The organism is Arthrobacter sp. AOP29-A2-19 (genome assembly GCF_058138025.1).
In genome coordinates, this window is sequence record NZ_CM176894.1 from 1,373,479 (window position 1) to 1,390,807 (window position 17,329).

General features: G+C 69.4%; 18 protein-coding genes. 1 reads left to right on the forward strand and 17 read right to left on the reverse strand.

Annotation, left to right across the window (positions count from 1 at the left end; all coding sequences use genetic code 11):
* Positions 1-8: 8 nt before the first annotated feature.
* The 12 genes from metK to pyrR all read right to left on the reverse strand — a co-directional run bounded on the left by metK (position 9) and on the right by pyrR (position 12,698).
* Positions 9-1,214 (reverse strand): methionine adenosyltransferase, encoded by a 1,206-nt coding sequence (gene metK / locus AC3ZJJ_RS06270; protein ID WP_489894588.1) that lies wholly within the window; start codon positions 1,212-1,214, stop codon positions 9-11.
* 10 nt (positions 1,215-1,224) lie between these two features.
* Positions 1,225-2,517: a bifunctional phosphopantothenoylcysteine decarboxylase/phosphopantothenate--cysteine ligase CoaBC gene (gene coaBC / locus AC3ZJJ_RS06275; RefSeq protein WP_489894590.1), complete on the reverse strand. Its 1,293-nt coding sequence runs from the start codon at positions 2,515-2,517 to the stop codon at positions 1,225-1,227.
* A gap of 12 nt (positions 2,518-2,529) precedes the next feature.
* Positions 2,530-2,796: a DNA-directed RNA polymerase subunit omega gene (gene rpoZ / locus AC3ZJJ_RS06280; RefSeq protein ID WP_489894592.1), complete on the reverse strand. Its 267-nt coding sequence runs from the start codon at positions 2,794-2,796 to the stop codon at positions 2,530-2,532.
* A gap of 45 nt (positions 2,797-2,841) precedes the next feature.
* On the reverse strand, positions 2,842-3,420 hold the full coding sequence (gene gmk / locus AC3ZJJ_RS06285; RefSeq protein ID WP_489894594.1) for a guanylate kinase: 579 nt from the start codon (positions 3,418-3,420) through the stop codon (positions 2,842-2,844).
* 7 nt (positions 3,421-3,427) lie between these two features.
* The gene (gene mihF, locus AC3ZJJ_RS06290) at positions 3,428-3,766 is read right to left on the reverse strand and encodes an integration host factor, actinobacterial type (RefSeq protein WP_489894596.1); all 339 of its coding nucleotides are present in this window, start codon (positions 3,764-3,766) and stop codon (positions 3,428-3,430) included.
* A 103-nt stretch (positions 3,767-3,869) separates the two neighbouring features.
* A complete protein-coding gene (gene pyrF / locus AC3ZJJ_RS06295; RefSeq protein WP_489894598.1) occupies positions 3,870-4,733 on the reverse strand; it encodes an orotidine-5'-phosphate decarboxylase in 864 nt (287 codons plus the stop codon).
* Positions 4,726-8,022: a carbamoyl-phosphate synthase large subunit gene (gene carB / locus AC3ZJJ_RS06300; RefSeq protein ID WP_489894600.1), complete on the reverse strand. Its 3,297-nt coding sequence runs from the start codon at positions 8,020-8,022 to the stop codon at positions 4,726-4,728. The genes pyrF and carB overlap by 8 nt, the downstream gene beginning before the upstream one ends.
* Positions 8,022-9,212, reverse strand: coding sequence for a glutamine-hydrolyzing carbamoyl-phosphate synthase small subunit (carA, locus tag AC3ZJJ_RS06305; protein WP_489894602.1), 1,191 nt, complete (start codon positions 9,210-9,212; stop codon positions 8,022-8,024). The genes carB and carA overlap by 1 nt, the downstream gene beginning before the upstream one ends.
* Complete coding sequence (locus AC3ZJJ_RS06310; RefSeq protein ID WP_489894604.1) at positions 9,209-9,757, reverse strand: PH-like domain-containing protein; 549 nt, start codon at positions 9,755-9,757, stop codon at positions 9,209-9,211. The genes carA and AC3ZJJ_RS06310 overlap by 4 nt, the downstream gene beginning before the upstream one ends.
* Complete coding sequence (locus AC3ZJJ_RS06315; protein WP_489894606.1) at positions 9,757-11,100, reverse strand: dihydroorotase; 1,344 nt, start codon at positions 11,098-11,100, stop codon at positions 9,757-9,759. The genes AC3ZJJ_RS06310 and AC3ZJJ_RS06315 overlap by 1 nt, the downstream gene beginning before the upstream one ends.
* 15 nt (positions 11,101-11,115) lie before the next feature.
* A complete protein-coding gene (locus AC3ZJJ_RS06320; RefSeq protein WP_489894608.1) occupies positions 11,116-12,096 on the reverse strand; it encodes an aspartate carbamoyltransferase catalytic subunit in 981 nt (326 codons plus the stop codon).
* Complete coding sequence (pyrR, locus tag AC3ZJJ_RS06325) at positions 12,093-12,698, reverse strand: bifunctional pyr operon transcriptional regulator/uracil phosphoribosyltransferase PyrR (RefSeq protein WP_489894610.1); 606 nt, start codon at positions 12,696-12,698, stop codon at positions 12,093-12,095. The genes AC3ZJJ_RS06320 and pyrR overlap by 4 nt, the downstream gene beginning before the upstream one ends.
* A gap of 95 nt (positions 12,699-12,793) precedes the next feature.
* Between pyrR and AC3ZJJ_RS06330 the strand changes: the two genes are divergently transcribed.
* The gene (locus AC3ZJJ_RS06330) at positions 12,794-14,005 is read left to right on the forward strand and encodes a PrsW family intramembrane metalloprotease (RefSeq protein ID WP_489894612.1); all 1,212 of its coding nucleotides are present in this window, start codon (positions 12,794-12,796) and stop codon (positions 14,003-14,005) included.
* A 129-nt stretch (positions 14,006-14,134) separates the two neighbouring features.
* On the opposite strand, the gene nusB is transcribed toward AC3ZJJ_RS06330, so the two are convergent.
* From nusB to AC3ZJJ_RS06355, 5 genes are all read right to left on the reverse strand, one after another.
* Positions 14,135-14,545: a transcription antitermination factor NusB gene (gene nusB, locus AC3ZJJ_RS06335; protein WP_489894614.1), complete on the reverse strand. Its 411-nt coding sequence runs from the start codon at positions 14,543-14,545 to the stop codon at positions 14,135-14,137.
* On the reverse strand, positions 14,545-15,105 hold the full coding sequence (efp, locus tag AC3ZJJ_RS06340) for an elongation factor P (protein ID WP_489894616.1): 561 nt from the start codon (positions 15,103-15,105) through the stop codon (positions 14,545-14,547). Before efp ends, nusB begins: the two co-directional genes overlap by 1 nt.
* A gap of 98 nt (positions 15,106-15,203) precedes the next feature.
* Positions 15,204-15,707, reverse strand: a complete 504-nt coding sequence (locus AC3ZJJ_RS06345; RefSeq protein WP_489894618.1) for a tetratricopeptide repeat protein — start codon at positions 15,705-15,707, stop codon at positions 15,204-15,206.
* Positions 15,704-16,795 (reverse strand): 3-dehydroquinate synthase, encoded by a 1,092-nt coding sequence (gene aroB, locus AC3ZJJ_RS06350; RefSeq protein WP_489894619.1) that lies wholly within the window; start codon positions 16,793-16,795, stop codon positions 15,704-15,706. Before aroB ends, AC3ZJJ_RS06345 begins: the two co-directional genes overlap by 4 nt.
* Positions 16,795-17,301, reverse strand: a complete 507-nt coding sequence (locus AC3ZJJ_RS06355; RefSeq protein ID WP_489894620.1) for a shikimate kinase — start codon at positions 17,299-17,301, stop codon at positions 16,795-16,797. The genes aroB and AC3ZJJ_RS06355 overlap by 1 nt, the downstream gene beginning before the upstream one ends.
* Positions 17,302-17,329: the final 28 nt, after the last annotated feature.

A 17,329-nucleotide genomic window follows, 5' to 3' on the forward strand; every position in this document is an offset into this window, starting at 1 on the left:
CGGGCGGCTCAGGCGTTGAAGTAGCTGCGCAGGGCGTCCGCGCGGTCGGTGCGCTCCCAGGTGAAGTCCGGCTCTTCGCGCCCGAAGTGCCCGTGCGCGGCCGTTCGCTGGTAGATGGGGCGCTTCAGGTCCAGATCCTCGATGATGCCCAGCGGGCGCAGGTCGAAGACCTCGTGGATGGCGTCGCCGATGCGCAGCGGGTCCACGGTCTCCGTGCCGAAGGTCTCCACGTACAGCCCCACCGGGCGCGCGACGCCGATGGCGTACGCGATCTGGATCTCCACGCGGCGGGCCAGCCCGGCCGCGACGACGTTCTTCGCGATCCACCGCATGGCGTACGCGGCCGAGCGGTCCACCTTCGACGGGTCCTTGCCGCTGAAGGCCCCGCCGCCGTGGCGGGCGAATCCGCCGTAGGTGTCGACGATGATCTTTCGCCCGGTCAGGCCGGCATCCCCCACGGGACCGCCGATGATGAAGGGGCCGGACGGGTTGAGGATGATGCGGGTTTCGCTGGTGTCCAGCTCGGTGCCGGCCAGCACGGGCTTGACGACGAGTTCCATCAGGTCCTCCTGCAACTGTGGGAGGAGCAGCTCCGTGGCGTGCTGAGAGGAGACGACGACCGTCTCGACGGAGACCGGCTTGTCGCCGTCGTAGCCGATGGTCACCTGGGTCTTGCCGTCCGGCCGCAGCAGCGACTGCAGGCCGGTCTTGCGGACCTCCGTGAGGCGTTCGGACAGGCGGTGCGCCAGGAAGATCGGGGTGGGCATCAGCACGGCGGTCTCGTCCGAGGCGAAGCCGAACATGATGCCCTGGTCGCCCGCGCCCTGGAGGTCGCGCGGATCTTCTTGTATGCCCTCGCGGGCCTCCAGCGAATTGAACACGCCGTCGGCGATCTCCTGCGACTGCTGACCGATGGAAACGGAGACGCCGCACCGTGCGCCGTCGAATCCGTTTCCGGAGGAGTCGTAGCCGATGTCCAACAGCGTCTGCCGCACCAGCTGCGGGATTTCCACGTAGCCGTCGGTCGTGACCTCGCCCGCCACGTGGACAAGCCCGGTGGTGGTCAGCGTCTCGACGGCGACGCGCGAGTCGGGGTCCTGGGTGAGCATGGCGTCCAGGATTGCGTCGCTGATCTGGTCGCAAATCTTGTCGGGATGGCCCTCTGTGACCGATTCGGAGCTGAACAGGCGCAGGGCGGAATTGTCTCGAGTCACCCGCCCCACTCTACCGGTTCAGCAGGTCCGAAATGACGCCCACGATTCCCACCGCGACACGGTCCTTCGGGCCCTCGAACCGCCGCGGGCGGCTGCCGTCCGCGGCCAGCACCGTGACTGAGTTGTGGTCGGCGCCGAAGACGAGGTCCTCGCCCACCTCGTTGACCACCAGAAGTTCGCAGCCCTTCCGGGCAAGCTTGGACCGGCCGTGCTCCAGGACGGTGCCCTCCGCGTCGCCCGTCTCCGCGGCGAAGCCGACGACCATGCGGGGCAAGCGCGAGCGGTCTCCCTCGTCCTGCCGGCGGCGGACGATCTCGGCGAGGATGTCCGGGTTGCGCACCAGTTCGACGGTTGGCGCGCCGCCGTCGTCCCGCTTCTTGATCTTGGAGCCGTTGTACGACGACGGCCTGAAGTCCGCGACGGCGGCCGCCATCACCAGGACGTCGGCGCCCTCGGACGCGGCGTTGACCGCGGAGCGGAGCTCGAGCGCGGTCGAAGCGTGTGCCAGCTCGACGCCGTCGGGCGCCGGATGGTCCATGTGCGCCGCGACGAACCGGACCTTGGCGCCGGCCGCGAGGGCGGCGCGCGCCACGGCGATGCCCTGCTTTCCCGACGAACGGTTCCCTAGGAACCGGACCGGATCCAGCGGCTCGCGGGTCCCGCCGGCGGTGACCACGACGATGCGGCCGGACAGCGGTCCGGGCGCGCCGGAAGGCTTCACGGCCGTGGAGTGCGCGGATGCCTGGGGCCCGGCGGCAGCGCGTGCCCCGGAGAGCAGCGGGAGCACCGCGTCGTAGAGTTCCTGGGGCTCGGGCAGCCTGCCGGGGCCGGAGTCCTTGCCGGTCAGCCTGCCGACGGCCGGGTCGATGACCAGCGCGCCGCGCGCGCGGAGGGTTTCGACGTTCGCCTGCGTCGCCGGGTGCTCCCACATCTCCGTGTGCATGGCCGGGGCGAAGGCCACCGGACAGCGCGCGGCGAGCAGGGTGTTGGTGAGCAGGTCGTTGGCCAGGCCGGCGGCGGCCCGGGCCAGCAGGTCGGCCGTGGCCGGCGCCACCAGCACCAGGTCGGCCTCCTGGCCGAGGCGGACGTGGTTGACGGTGTCCACGGCGTCGAAGACCTCCGCGGTCACCGGCCGCCCGGAGAGGGCCTCCCAGGTGGCCTTGCCGACGAACTCCAAAGCGGAGCGCGTGGGAACCACATCCACGATGTGGCCCGCCTCCTTAAACAACCGAAGCAGCGACGCCACTTTGTAGGCGGCGATGCCGCCGCCCACACCAAGGACGATGCGCTGCTGGGTTGCCATCGAGGAGTGGTGCTACTCGGTGGGCTCGGCCGCGATCGGGGTGACCGCGAGCATGCCCTCGTTGATCTCGCGCAGCGCGATCGACAGCGGCTTTTCGTTGAGCTTGGTGTCCACCAGCGGTCCAACGTACTCGAACAGGCCCTCGTGGAGCTGCGAGTAGTAGGCGTTGATCTGGCGTGCGCGCTTGGCGGAGTTGATAACCAGCGCGTACTTGGAATCGGTGGTCGTCAGCAATTCGTCGATCGGCGGATTGATGATGCCTTCAAGGTTCGTGGACACGAAGCCTCCAAATTCTGTGAGTTGTTCGTCGGTGCCGGTCCGTGGCTACCGCTTGTGCGGCGCCAGGCCCATCTGGGAAACCAGCTCGTCGGCCGCCCGCCGGACGTCGGCGTTCACGATGGTGACGTCGAATTCCGCTTCGGCAGCAAGTTCCAGTTTAGCGGTATCCAGCCGCCGCTGTTGTTCCGCCTCGGTTTCGGTTCCCCGGCCGATCAGCCGGCGGACCAATTCGTCCCACGACGGAGGCGCCAGGAAGACGAATTTCGCCTCCGGCAGGCTCTCGCGTACCTGGCGCGCGCCCTGCAGATCGATCTCGAGTAGGACGTGCCGTCCGGCGTCGACCGCCTCCTGGACCTTGGAACGGATGGTGCCGTAGCGGTTGTGTCCGTGGACCACGGCCCACTCGAGCATGTCGCCGTTCTCGATGAACGCGTCGAATTCGTCGGGCTGCACGAAGAAGTAGTGGACGCCGTCAGTCTCGCCCGGGCGCGGCGCGCGCGTGGTGGCCGAGACGGAGAGCCAGACCTCCGGGTAGTTGTCCCTGATGTAGGTGGACACCGTCCCCTTGCCGACGGCCGTGGGGCCCGCGAGTACGGTGACGTGTGAGTGGCTCTTCGCCGGCATGGTGTCCTTAGTTCGATTTTGCTGCGGGCGGCGATTCGGTGAAGTGTCCGACGAGCGCCGCCCGTTGTTTTCGTCCCAGTCCCCGCAGTCTGCGGTTCGGGGAAATTCCAATCCGCTCCATCAGGGCGGCCGCCCTGATCTCGCCGACGCCGGGCACGGATTCGAGCAGGTCGACTACGCGCAGGCGTCCAACTGCCTCGTCCTCCGCGACGAGATCCAGGATCTCGTTGATGTCCAACCGGCCCTTCCCGAAGGCTTCCTTCACCTCGGCGCGCCGGGTACGGGACGTCAGGGCCTTGGCCCGCGCCTTGGCGCGGTCCTCGTCCGACAATGACTTGAGTACCATAGCGTGCACCCCCGGTTGACTAGGAATTCACCGCGATTCGGCTTCGCTTGAACCGAACCTAGCGAACCCTAGCACCACAATCAATGGCGGGCGGGCACAGGGTCTAAAGAAGGTCGTCGCGAATGCGGAGCGCGGTGTCCAACAGCACGCCCCGATCCGGTCCGGAACGCAGCACGTCGCGGCTGCTGGTGGCCAGGATTTGCGGCCAGCAACCCTCGAAGGCTCGCCGAAGATCCGCGGGCGTGGCCCCCTGGGCGCCCAGTCCCGGCGCGAGCACCGGGGCGTGGGAGGCAGCCAGGTCGATGCCCAGCCGGCGCAGCGCGTCCCCGACGGTGGCGCCGACCACGAGCCCCGTGGAACCGAACGGCGCGGCCCCGGCGTTCTCGGCGCGGGTGGCCTCGACGATCCGGCGGGCCACCGAGTCGGCTCCGCCCACGTGCTGCACCGACGCGCCCTCCGGATTGGAGGTCAGGCCCAGCACGAACACCCCCCTCCCCGTGGCAGACGCCAAGTCAAGCGCGGGACGCAGGGACCCGAAGCCCAGGTATGGGCTCAGCGTCACCGCGTCCGCCGCCAGCGGCGAGCCGTCGGCCAGCCACGCCTCCGCGTAGGCGGCCATGGTGGAGCCGATGTCTCCGCGCTTGGCATCCGCGATGCTCAGGAGGCCCAGGTCGGCGCAGGCCGCCAGCGTCTCCTCGAGTACCGCCAGGCCGCGCGAACCGTGCCGCTCGTAGAGCGCGACCTGCGGCTTGACCGCGGCTACGTGCCCGGCGAGCGTTTCAACGACCGCCAGCGAAAACGCCCGCAGTCCCTCCGCGTCGTCCGCGAGTCCCCACGCGGCGAGCAGCTGTGCGTGCGGGTCGATGCCGACGCACAGCGCGCCGTGCTGGGACATGGCCGCCGCCAGCCGCGCCCCGAACGGTGCGCGGCCGGCCGGGGCGTGGCCGGCTTCGTCCGCGCTAGGCATTGACGGCGGCCTTCAGGTTGGCGGCGTGCTCCTGCAGCGACGTGACGGTCCAGTCGAACGAACGCATTGCCGTGATGGCCTGGATCGCCGCCCCGAACTCGGCCACCGTGGTAATCACCGGCGTGCCAACGGAGGTCGCCGCCGCGCGGATCTCGTAGCCGTCACCGCGGGCGTCGCCACCGGAGGGCGTGTTCAGAATCATGTCGATCTTGCCGTCGGTGATGAGGTCGACGATGTTGTCCTCCCCCTCGGCGCTGCCCTCGCGGACCTTGCGGACCACCGTGGCGGAGATGCCGTTGCGGCGGAGGACCTCCGCGGTGCCGCCCGTGGAGACGATCTCGAAACCGAGGTCCGCCAGGTGCTTGACCGGGATGATGATGGAGCGCTTGTCCCGGTTGGCGACGGACACGAACACCTTGCCGGACGTCGGCAGCGGGTTGTTGGCCGCGGCCTGGGACTTGGCGAACGCCGTGTCGAAGTACTTGTCGATGCCCATGACCTCGCCGGTGGAGCGCATCTCCGGGCCGAGCAGGGAGTCGACGACGCGCCCCTCGGGGGTGCGGAAGCGCGCGAACGGCAGCACCGCCTCCTTGACCGAGAACGGGGCCTGCGCCGGGAGGGACGAACCGTCGCCGGATTCCGGCAGCAACCCGTGCACGCCGCGCAGCTCCGCGATGGAGACTCCCGTGCCGATGAGCGCGGCGGCCTTCGCCAGCTGCACGCCGGTGGCCTTCGAGGTGAAGGGAACCGTGCGGGAGGCCCGGGGATTGGCCTCGATGACGTAGAGGATGTCCGAGGCCAGCGCGAACTGGATGTTGATCAGTCCGCGCACTCCAACGCCCTCTGCGATCGCGCGGGTCGCCTCGACCACACGGTTGCACACGTCCGTGCCGAGGGTGATGGGCGGCAGCACGCAGGCGGAGTCGCCCGAGTGGATGCCCGCCTCCTCGATGTGTTCCATGATGCCGCCGACGTAGAGGTCGGTTCCGTCGAAGAGCGCGTCGACGTCGATCTCGATGGCGTCCTCGAGGAAGCGGTCCACCAGCACCGGGTGGTCCGGGGTGATTTCGGTGGCGTTGGTGATGTAGCGCAGGAGGTTGGGCTCGTCGTAGACGATCTCCATGCCGCGCCCGCCGAGGACGTAAGACGGGCGGACCAGCACGGGGTAGCCGATCTCGTCGGCCACGCGCTTGGCGTCGTCGAAGGAGACCGCGGTGCCGTTCTTCGGGGCCGTGAGCCCGCCGTTGTCCAGGACGCGCTGGAACGCGCCGCGGTGCTCGGCGAGCTCGATGGCCTCCGGCGAAGTGCCAAGGATGGGGACGCCGGCGTCGGCCAGGTCCTGCGCCAGCTTCAGCGGGGTCTGCCCGCCCAGCTGCACGAAGACGCCCAGCACGCCGCCGGTCTCCTGCTCCGCGTGGATGACTTCCAACACGTCCTCGAGCGTGAGCGGCTCGAAGTAGAGGCGGGTGGAGATGTCGTAGTCGGTGGACACGGTCTCCGGGTTGCAGTTGACCATCACGGTCTCGTAACCCGCGTCACGCAGCGCCATGGTGGCGTGGACGCAGGAGTAGTCGAACTCGATGCCCTGCCCGATCCGGTTTGGGCCGGACCCGAGGATGATGATGGACGGCTTCTCGTGCGCGCCGACCTCCGTCTCCTCGTCGTAGGAGGAGTAGTGGTACGGCGTGTACGCCTCGAACTCGGCGGCGCACGTGTCCACGGTCTTGAAGACGGGCCGCACACCGAGGGCGTGGCGCACGCCGCGGACCACGGGCTCCGGCGTGTTGGTCAAGGCGCCGATCTGCGCGTCGGAGAAGCCGTGGCGCTTGGCGAGGCGGAGGATGTCCGCGTTCAGGGAGCCCGCCGAGCGGATCGCGGCGGCGGTCTCGTTGATGAGGGCCAACTGGTCCAGGTACCACGGGTCGATCGCGGTGGCCTCGTGGACGTCCTCGATGGACGCGCCGCCGAGCAGGGCCCGCTGGACGCGGTACAGGCGCTCTGTGCTGCCCTTGCGCGACGCGGCCAGCATCTCTGCGATCTCTTCCGTGCCCGGAACGTCGAAGGAGAGCTCCGAGCCCTTCTGCTCCAGGGAGCGCAGGGCCTTCTGGAGCGCCTCGGTGAAATTGCGGCCGATGGCCATGGCCTCGCCGACGGACTTCATGGTGGTGGTCAGCGTCTTGTCCGCCGCGGGGAACTTCTCGAACGCGAACCGCGGCACCTTCACCACGACGTAGTCCAGGGTCGGTTCGAACGACGCCGGGGTCTTCTTGGTGATGTCGTTCGGGATCTCGTCGAGCGTGTAGCCGAGGGACAGCTTCGTGGCGATCTTGGCGATCGCGAAACCGGTCGCCTTGGAGGCCAGCGCGGACGAGCGCGAGACGCGCGGGTTCATCTCGATGACAACAACGCGGCCGGTGGTCGGCTCGATCGCGAACTGGATGTTGCAGCCGCCGGTGTCGACGCCGACCTCGCGGATCACGGCGATGGAGATGTCGCGCAGCTTCTGGTATTCGCGGTCGGTCAGCGTCATCGCCGGGGCCACGGTGATGGAGTCGCCGGTGTGGACGCCCACCGGGTCGAAGTTCTCGATGGAGCAGACGACCACGACGTTGTCGTTCTTGTCGCGCATCATCTCCAGCTCGTACTCCTTCCAGCCGAGGATCGACTCCTCCAGGAGCACCTCGGTGGTCGGCGAGTACTGCAGCCCGGCGCCGGCGATGCGGCGCAGGTCCTCGGCGTCGTACGCCATGCCCGAGCCCAAGCCGCCCATGGTGAAGGAGGGGCGCACCACCACGGGGTAGTTCAGCTGCTCGACGGCGGCGAACGCCTCGTCCATCGTGTGGACGATGACCGACTTGGCGCTCTCGGCGCCGCAGCGCTCGACGACGCCCTTGAACTTCTCGCGGTCCTCGCCCAGCTCGATCGCCTCGATGTTCGCGCCGATCAGCTCCACGTTGTACTTGGCCAGCACGCCATTCTTGTCCAGGGCGATCGCCGTGTTCAGGGCGGTCTGCCCGCCCAGGGTCGGCAGGACCGCGTCGGGGCGCTCCTTGGCGATGATCATTTCGACGACCTCGGGGGTGATCGGCTCGACGTAGGTGGCGTCGGCGAACTCGGGGTCGGTCATGATGGTGGCCGGGTTGGAGTTCACGAGGATGACCCGCAGGCCCTCCTCCTTGAGCACGCGCAGTGCCTGCGTGCCGGAGTAGTCGAACTCGGCGGCCTGGCCGATGACGATCGGGCCCGATCCGATGACCAGGACTGACTTGAGGTCTTCGCGCTTGGGCATTACTTCTCTTCCTTGGAGTCGGACGCGGCGTTGTTCTTGGCCTGGGCCATCACGTCGATAAAGCGGTCAAAGAGGTACGCGGAGTCGTGCGGACCCGCGGCGGCCTCCGGGTGGTACTGGACGGAGAACGCCGGGATGTCCAGGCAGCGCAGGCCCTCGACGACGTCGTCGTTGAGGCTGATGTGGCTGACCTCTACGCGCCCGAAGCGTGCCTCGGGCGCGGTGGCGGCGCCCTCGCGCGGGGCGTCGACGGCGAATCCGTGGTTCTGGCTGGTGATCTCCACCTTGCCCGTGGTCCGGTCCATCACGGGCTGGTTGATGCCTCGGTGCCCGTAGGGGAGCTTGTAGGTGCCGAAGCCAAGCGCGCGGCCCAGGATCTGGTTACCGAAGCAGATGCCGAAGAACGGCACCCCGCGGTCCAGGACGTCGCGCAGCAGGTCCACCTGGGTGTCGGCCGTGGCGGGGTCGCCCGGTCCGTTGGACATAAAGACGCCGTCGGGCGCCACGGCAAGGACGTCCTCGATGGTGGCGGTCGCGGGCAGCACGTGAACGCGCACCCCGCGCTCGGCGAAGCGGTGCGGGGTCATGGACTTGATGCCCAGGTCCAGCGCCGCCAGCGTGAAGAGCGGCTCGCCGCTCCAGCCGCGGTCGGAGGGCTCCACGGTGTAGGCGGCGTCGACGCTGACCTCCTCGGCCAGCCGGGCGCCCTTCATCTCGGCCTGGGCCCGGACCTCGGACAACAGCTCCGCCTCGGGCCTACGGGCGGCGACTCCGGAGAAGACGCCGGCCTTCATGGCACCACGTTCGCGCAGGTGCCGGGTGACGGCGCGGGTGTCCACGCCCTGGATGCCGACAACGCCCTGGTCCACCAGCTCGTCGTCGAGCGAGCGCTCCGAACGCCAGTTGGACGGACGCCGCGCGGCGTCGCGGACGATGTAGCCGGCGACCCAGATGCGCCGCGACTCGGCATCGTCCGCGTTGACTCCGGTGTTGCCGATGTGCGGGGCGGTCTGCACCACGAGCTGGCGGGCGTAGGAGGGATCCGTGATCGTTTCCTGGTAGCCGGTCATTCCGGTGGAGAACACCGCCTCGCCGAGGGCGGTTCCGACGGCGCCGTAGCCGGTGCCGCGGAAGACGCGGCCGTCCTCGAGCACCAGGACTGCGGGCTCGGTGGTGGTCTGTGCACTCACTTGGTGTCCTTCTCTTCTGCGGGGTTCTGCGAGGGGGTGGTGTGTTGGCCGCGAACGGGAACGGCCAGGGAGGCGACGGCGGTCTCCAGAGCGCGCATCTCCGCCGCCCGGCGGGGACGGAAGCCCGTGTCGACCTCTCGGTCCCCGAGCCGCCATGACAGGACCAGGAGTCCGTCCTTCTCGACGAACTTGCCCGCCATCCCGGATTCGCGGCGGGTGCCGGTCAGGTCGGTGCCCGGGATGTAGAAGTCCGGGGCGCCGGACCGGACGAACCGCACGCCGTCTGCGTGGACCTCCAGCACGGCGTTGGACTTGAGACCGAGCGAGTGCACGGCGATCCGGTCGAGCCAGTCGCCCGCCGTCGTCGTGCTGACGTACTGCCCCTCGGCGGAGACCGCGGGCTCGCCGAGGTTCTCTGGTGGCGTCGCCGGGGCGGCGACGCCCGCCTGGCGCCCGACGCGGTTGCGCCATCCGATCCCGATCAGGAGGATCAAAACGACGCAAACGGCCAGAGTCACCAGCACTGCGGGAAAATATTGGCCCATCAGTACGCGCCTTCCGTGGGACGCGGCGAGTTGAGCTCGCCGTCCAGGACGGTGGGGTACCCGTGGAAGAACGTCGCGACGACCGAGCCGGGCAGCTCGAGTCCGGCGAAGGGCGAGTTGCGGCCCATGGTGGCCATGGCACCCGGGTCTACCGTCCAGCGGGCGGCCGGGTCCACGAGGACCAGATTGGCGGGTTCGCCGGCCTCCAGGGGGCGGCCCTGGTCCTCGACCAAGCCAATTCTCGCCGGCTCGCTGGACGTGATGCGGGCGAAGTCGGCCCAAGTGATCATGCCGGTCTCGATCATCGCGTGCTGGACCACGGAGAGCGCGGTCTCGAGCCCCGTCATGCCCATGGCGGCCTGCGCCCACTCGCACTCCTTGGCCTCGCTCGGGTGCGGTGCGTGGTCCGTGCCGACGACGTCGATGGTGCCGTCCGCCAGTGCCTCGCGCAGCGCGACGACGTCGGCCTCGCGCCGCAGCGGCGGATTGACCTTGTAGACGGGATCGTAGCTGCGGACCAGCTCCTCCGTGAGAAGCAGGTGGTGGGGGGTGACCTCCGCGGTGACGCGGATGCCGCGGGCCTTGGCCCAGCGGATGATGTCGACGCTGCCGGCGGTCGACACGTGGCACACGTGCAAGCGGGACCCGACGTGCTCGGCCAAAAGGACGTCGCGGGCGATGATGGCCTCCTCGGCGACGGCCGGCCACCCCGTCATCCCGAGGACCGCGGAGACCTCGCCCTCGTTCATCTGGGCGCCCTCCGTGAGGCGCGGCTCCTGGGCGTGCTGGGCGATCACGCCGTCGAACGCCTTCACGTATTCGAGCGCCCGGCGCATCAGCACGGGGTCGTGGACACACATGCCGTCGTCGGAGAACACCCGGACGCGCGCCCGGGAGTCCGCCATGGCGCCGAGCTCGGAGAGCCGCTCCCCGGCAAGCCCAACGGTCACGGCTCCGACCGGGCGGACGTCGACCCAGCCGCTGCGGCGGCCGAGGCTCCACACCTGCTCGACGACGCCGGCGGTGTCCGCCACGGGGTTGGAGTTCGCCATGGCGTGCACGGCAGTGAAGCCGCCGAGGGCCGCCGCGCGGGTTCCGGTCTCGACGGTTTCGGCGTCCTCGCGGCCCGGTTCCCGCAGGTGCGTGTGCAGGTCGACCATGCCGGGAAGCGCGACGAGGCCCGCGGCCTCGATGGTTGTGGCGGCCGCCGCGCGGGGATCGGCGGCGGCGGCGTCTCCGACCGCGGCGATGCTCCCGCCGCTGAGCAGCAGGTCGGCCGGGGCCAGGCCGAGGATGGAGGCGCCGCGGATCAGGAAGTCGCCGGGTGTGGTGTTGGGTGTCATGTCTATCTCCGGGTTCTAGTTCGCGGGTCCGCGGTGGTTGTCGCCGGACAGCAGGAGGTACAGCACGGCCATGCGCACGGACACGCCGTTGCTGACCTGGTCCAGCACGGTCGAGCGGATCGAGTCGGCGGCGCCGGACGAGATCTCCAGGCCGCGGTTCATCGGACCCGGATGCATGATGACGGTGTCCGCGAATCCACGCTCGTCTAGGGCGGCCAGCCGGGTGTCGTCCAGGCCCCAACGCCGGGAATATTCGCGGGTGCTGGGGAAGAACGAGGCGTTCATCCGCTCCCCTTGAACCCGGAGCATCATCACGGCGTCCGGACCCTGGGCCAGCGCCTCGTCGAGGTTGTAGCTGATGGTGCACGGCCAGGAATGCGCCCCGACGGGCAGGAGTGTGGGTGGTGCCACGAGGGTGACTTCCGCGCCCAGCGTGCGCAGCAGCCACAGGTTGGAACGGGCCACGCGGGAGTGAAGGATGTCGCCGACGATGACGATCCGCATGCCGGACAGGTCGCCGCCCAGCGAGTTTTCGCCGCGCACGCGCGACCAGTGCCTGCGGAGCGTGAAGGCGTCCAGGAGGGCCTGGGTGGGGTGCTCGTGGGTTCCGTCCCCCGCGTTGATCACGGCGGAGGAGATCCAGTCGGTGGCGGCGAGCCGGGCCGGTGCCCCCGAGGCCCAGTGGCGGATGACGACCGCGTCGGCGCCGATGGCCTCGAGGGTTTGTGCCGTGTCCTTGAGCGATTCGCCCTTGGAGACCGAGGATCCCTTGGCCGCGAAGTTGATGACGTCCGCCGAGAGGCGCTTGGCGGCGGCCTCGAAGGAGATGCGCGTCCGGGTCGAGTCCTCGAAGAAGAGGTTGACCACGGTGCGGCCGCGCAGCGCCGGCAGCTTCTTGATCTCCCGGGTGCCGACCGCGGCCATCTCCTCGGCGATGTCCAGGATGCGGATGGCGTCCCCGCGGCCCAGGTCCTGGGTGGAGAGCAGGTGCCTCATGCCGTCCCCTCGATCACGACTTCGTTGAGCGGGGACCCGTTGGAGGTGTCCGTCTCCCCGAGCCGGACGCGCACCTTCTCGCTGGTCGCCGTGGGCAGGTTCTTGCCGACGTGGTCCGCCCGGATGGGCAGCTCGCGGTGCCCGCGGTCGACGAGGACCGCCAGACGCACGATGCGGGGCCGTCCGATGTCCGCCAAGGCGTCCAACGCCGCGCGCACGGTGCGACCGGAGTAGAGAACGTCGTCGACCACGACCACGACCTTGCCGTCGATGCCGCCGGCCGGAAGGCGGGTGGGCGACGGCGTGCGGGAGGTTCCGTGCCGCAGGTCGTCGCGGTACATGGTGACGTCGAGTTGGCCGACGATCGCCTCGGGATCGATGTCGCCCTCGGCCTCCGCGATCCTGCGGGCCAGCCGCTGCGCCAACGGATAGCCCCGCCGCGGGATGCCCAGGAGAACCAGGTCGCTGGTGCCCTTGTTGGCCTCGATGATTTCATGGGCGATGCGCGTGAGGACGCGCTCGATGTCGCCTGCGGACAAAACGGTCCGCGCGTTCTTCGGCTCGTTGACGCCGGGCCGTGGTGTTGCGCCCTCAGTGTCCAAGATGCCGCCTCCTTCCCCGCCTCACAGGACGGCATTTAAAGGGTGACTGCCTCATCAAAATTACCACAGGGCCCGATCGACCTAAGCTGGAGGCCATGAGCCTTTCCTCACACGGCGATCCCGCCGGCACTCCCCCGGCCGACGCGGCCGGAGCCCCGCCCCGCTGGCCGGAGGCCAGGCCGGCGCAGGCGGTCGGACCGGCCACGGGCAGGCTCGTGCGTTGGGCGGACACCCGAGCCGCCGGGGCCTTTGTCTTGTGCGTGGCGGCGCTCCTTTACGTCGGCAACTTCCTCGGCGGCCTCTATGGACGCGAGACGATTCTCCTGCTCGGCCTGCTGGCCCTGGTCCCCCTGGGCATCTGCCTCGCCGGCCTGTGGTGGGTGGACCGCTGGGATCCCGAGCCGAAGAGCGCCGTGCTGTTGGCGGTGGTCTGGGGCGCCGGTGTGTCCGTTGCGGGCACGCTTGTGGTGGGGCAATACGTGTTCGAGCCCATCATCGCCGCGGCCGACATCGCCGAGCCGGGCGTCTTCGGGGCGGTGGTCCAGGCGCCGGTGGTGGAGGAACTGGCCAAGGGCCTCGGAGTCCTGCTGATCTTCCTGGTGCGGCGGTCCCACTTCGACGGGCCGGTGGACGGGATCGTCTATGGCGGCGCCGTCGGCGCCGGGTTCGCGTTCACCGAAAACATCCTCTACTTCTCCAGCGCGTATGCGGAGGGCGGCGACGCCGTGGCCCAGTTGTTTGTGATGCGCGGTTTGTTTTCGCCCTTCGCCCACGTGCTTTTCACCGCGTGGACGGGCTTCGCGCTGGGCCTGGCCGCGTCGCGGGGGGTCCGTGGGGCTTGGCCGCCCTACTTCGTGATGGGGCTGGCGCCGGCCATTGCCGGCCACTTCCTCTGGAACGGCGGGCTGGCCCTGTTCTTCCAGGACTTCTGGACGTTCTATTTTGCGCTCCAGGTCCCGCTGTTCGTTTGCGCCGTTGTGGCCGTCTGGCTGCTGCGTAGGGCGGAAAGGAAGCTCACCGAGCGCCGGCTCGGTGACTACCGGGCCGCCGGCTGGTTCACCGAGCGCGAGGTCGCCATGCTCTCCACCGCCGCGGGCCGGCGGGCGGCAGCCGCCTGGGCGCGGGGGTACGGTGCCGGGGGCCTGATGAGGGACTTCACGGGCACCGCAGTTCGTTTGGCCGCGACGCGACACAGGATCGTCCGCGGGCACGGTGCGGACGGGGCGCACGACGAGGAGCGTCGGTTGCTGGACCGCGCCCTGCGCCAACGCCAGCAGCTGCTGGCCCAGGTCGGGGCGCCGCGGTAGGCCCCGCATCGGCGCGCAAGGGCCACGTCCCGCGCAGAACCTGCCAAAAAAGGGCGGGACACCTCAAAGAAAAGGCGGGACCGGGCCCCGTGGGTCCGGTCCCGCCAATCGCGTTGTACCGAGTGGCGGTTAGGCCAGCAGTGTCGGCTTGAGCTGCTGCAGCCGGCCCAGCAGGCCGTTGATGAACTCCGGCGACTCGTCGGTCGACAGGACCTTCGCCAGGCCCACGGCCTCGGAAACGGCGACGCCGTCCGGCACGTCGTCGTTGAAGAGGAGTTCCCAGGCGCCGATGCGCAGCACGGTCCGGTCCACGGCGGGCATCCGGTCCAACGTCCACCCCTTGGCATAGGTGCCCAGGATCTCGTCGATCCGGTCGATTTGGGACATCACGCCCTCGATGAGGGTGACGGTGTATTCGTTCACCGTGATGTCGGTCGCCTCGCGGCGGAAGCGCAGCGCCTCCAGCGGGGACACGTCCCGCTGCTCGGCCTCGAAGAGGATGTCCAGAGCCCGGCGACGGGCCTTGGTCCGTGCGCTCACTAGTTGACTCGACCGAGGTAGTCGCCCGTACGGGTGTCCACCTTGACCTTGGTGTTCTGCTCGACGAAGAGCGGGACCTGGATCTCGTAGCCGGTCTCGACGGTGGCCGGCTTGGTTCCGGCGGAGGAGCGGTCGCCCTGCAGGCCCGGCTCGGTGTAGGTGATTTCGAGGACGACGGATGCCGGGAGCTCGACGTACAGCGCGGATCCTTCGTGCATGGCGATGGTCACGGTCATGCTTTCCAGCATGAAGTTCGCCGCATCGCCGACGATCTCGCCCGGCACGGTCACCTGGTCGAAGTCCGAGGTGTCCATAAAGACGTAGTCGGCGCCGTCCTGGTACAGGTACTGGTAGTCGCCGCGATCGACCGTGGCGGTCTCGATCTTGAGGCCGGCGTTGAAGGTCTTGTCGACGAGCTTGCCGGAGCGCACGTTGCGCATTTTGGTGCGGACGAAGGCGCCGCCCTTGCCGGGCTTCACGTGCTGGAACTCGACGATGTTCCAGAGCTGGCCCTCCAGCTTGAGGACCGTGCCGTTCTTGATGTCGTTAGTTGTTGCCACGAGAACTCTCTCTGTTGTCGCCCGGACCCGTCGCCGCGGGGGCGTCCGGCCTCGCCACGGGGGCGGAGGGCAAGATTGTCAAAAAACCATCTACAAGTCTACCGCACCGAGGCGGCGCGCTCCTCGGCCGCTTGGAGGGACCGGCGGGCCAGCTCGATGCGGCGCGGCAGCGCCCCGGCTTCGGTGTGGAGCGCCAGCGCCGAGCGGAAGCGCTGGGCCGCGGCCCGCGGATCGCCCGCGTTGTACTGCAGGATCCCCAGGTACTGGTTGAGCATGGCCTCGTGGCCGCTGCCCTCGAACTCCTCGAGCAGGTTGCGCAGCCGCCTGATGGCGCGCTCGGTATCGCCCGAGGCGCGGATCACGTCCGCGTCGAGCATGCGCATCCGCATGTTCTGCGGGTCGGTGAGGCGGGTCTCGGTCACGAGCTCCGCGGCGGCGTGGTGTTCGCCGCGGGCGATCAGCACCACCACCTTGTCGCAGGCGTCGTCGGCCGCCAGGAGGCCGTCCGCGAGTTGCTCGTCAACGACGACGGGCAGGAGCGTCTCGGGATCGCGCTTGATGCCCGGCATCCCGGTTTCGATCCACTCCCGGTTTTCGCTCATTCCGCGATCTCCTGGTACGCGGCGAACAGCAGGGACGTGTCGGGGACCTCCAGCATTCCGGGCTTGCCCAGACCGTCCAGGACCACGAAGCGCAGCAGGTCGCCGCGGGACTTCTTGTCGCGTCGCATTCCGTCCAGGAGGGCGGCCCAACGGTCGCGGCGGTAGGAGACGGGCAGGCCGAGCGACTGCAGGACCGTCTTGTGCCGGTCCGCGAGGTCGTCGGGGATCCGGCCGACCGAGCGGGCGAGCTCTGCGGCGAAAACCAGCCCGATGGACACGGCGGCGCCGTGCCTCATCGAGTACCGCTCGGCCAGCTCGATCGAGTGGCCGAGCGTGTGGCCGTAGTTCAGGAACTCGCGGCGGCCGGTTTCCTTGAGGTCCTCGGAAACGACCTCCGCCTTGACGCGCACGGAACGCTCGATGATCTCGCGCAGGGCGGCGCTTCCCGCCGCCGACGCCGCGGCCGGGTCGGCCTCGATGATGTCCAGGATCGCGGGATCGGCGATGAACCCGCACTTGACGGCCTCGGCCAGCCCGGTCACCAACTCGTTCTTGGGCAGGGTCCCCAGCGCGTCGAGGTCCGCCAGGACGGCGGCGGGAGGGTGGAAGGCTCCCACGAGGTTCTTGCCCTCCGCCGTGTTGATGCCGGTTTTTCCGCCGACCGCGGCATCCACCATGCCGAGCAGGCTGGTGGGGATGTGGACCACCTTGACTCCGCGGAGCCACGTGGCCGCGACGAATCCGGCGAGGTCGGTCACCGCTCCCCCGCCCACGGCGACGATCGCGTCGGAGCGCGTGAAGTCGTTCTGGCCAAGCACCTGCCAGCAGAACGACGCCACCTGGATGTGCTTGCCCTCTTCCGCGTCCGGGATTTCGGCGGTCAGGGCCTGGAACCCTGCGGAGTCCAGTTCCTCCTTGACCGTGTCTCCGGTGGCGCGCAGGGCGCGCGGGTGGATGACCAGCACCTTGCGCACACGTTCGCCGAGGATGTCCGGAAGCCGGCCCAGCAGGCCATTGCCGATGACCACGTCGTAGTTCGCCGCCGGCGTTGTGCCCGTGACGGCGATGGTTGTCGCGGTGTTGTTCATCAGTGCTTGCCTCCGTGCTGTGCGGTACGACGCCGGTAGGCGTCGCCGATGGTTGTGGCGAGTTGCGCCGGTGTGCCGGAACGGGCGTCGACCGTCAGCTGCGCGCACTCCCGGTAGTAGGGTTCCCGGGCCTGGAAGATCTCCGCCCAGCGGGCCAGGGGGTCCCCGGCCAGCAGGGGTCGCGCGCCGGAGTGCCGGATGCGCGGGCCGACCGTGGCGAGGTCGGTCTCCAGGTACACGGTGAAACGCTGGGCCAGGAGGTTCCGGTTCGCTTCCGCCAACACGGCTCCGCCGCCGGTCGCGATCACTGCGCCGTCGGCGTCCGCGGCCTCGGCGGCGCTCCGCAGAGCCTCCGTCTCGGCGGCGCGGAACGCGGCCTCGCCGCCGTGGGCGAAGATGCCGGGGATCGGTCCGTGGTGGGCCTCGACCTCGGCGTCGGTGTCGATGAACCGCAGGCCGAGCTTCTTCGAGAGCTCGCGGGCCACGGCGGTTTTTCCGGTCGCCATGGGGCCGACCAGGAAGATCCCACGGCGC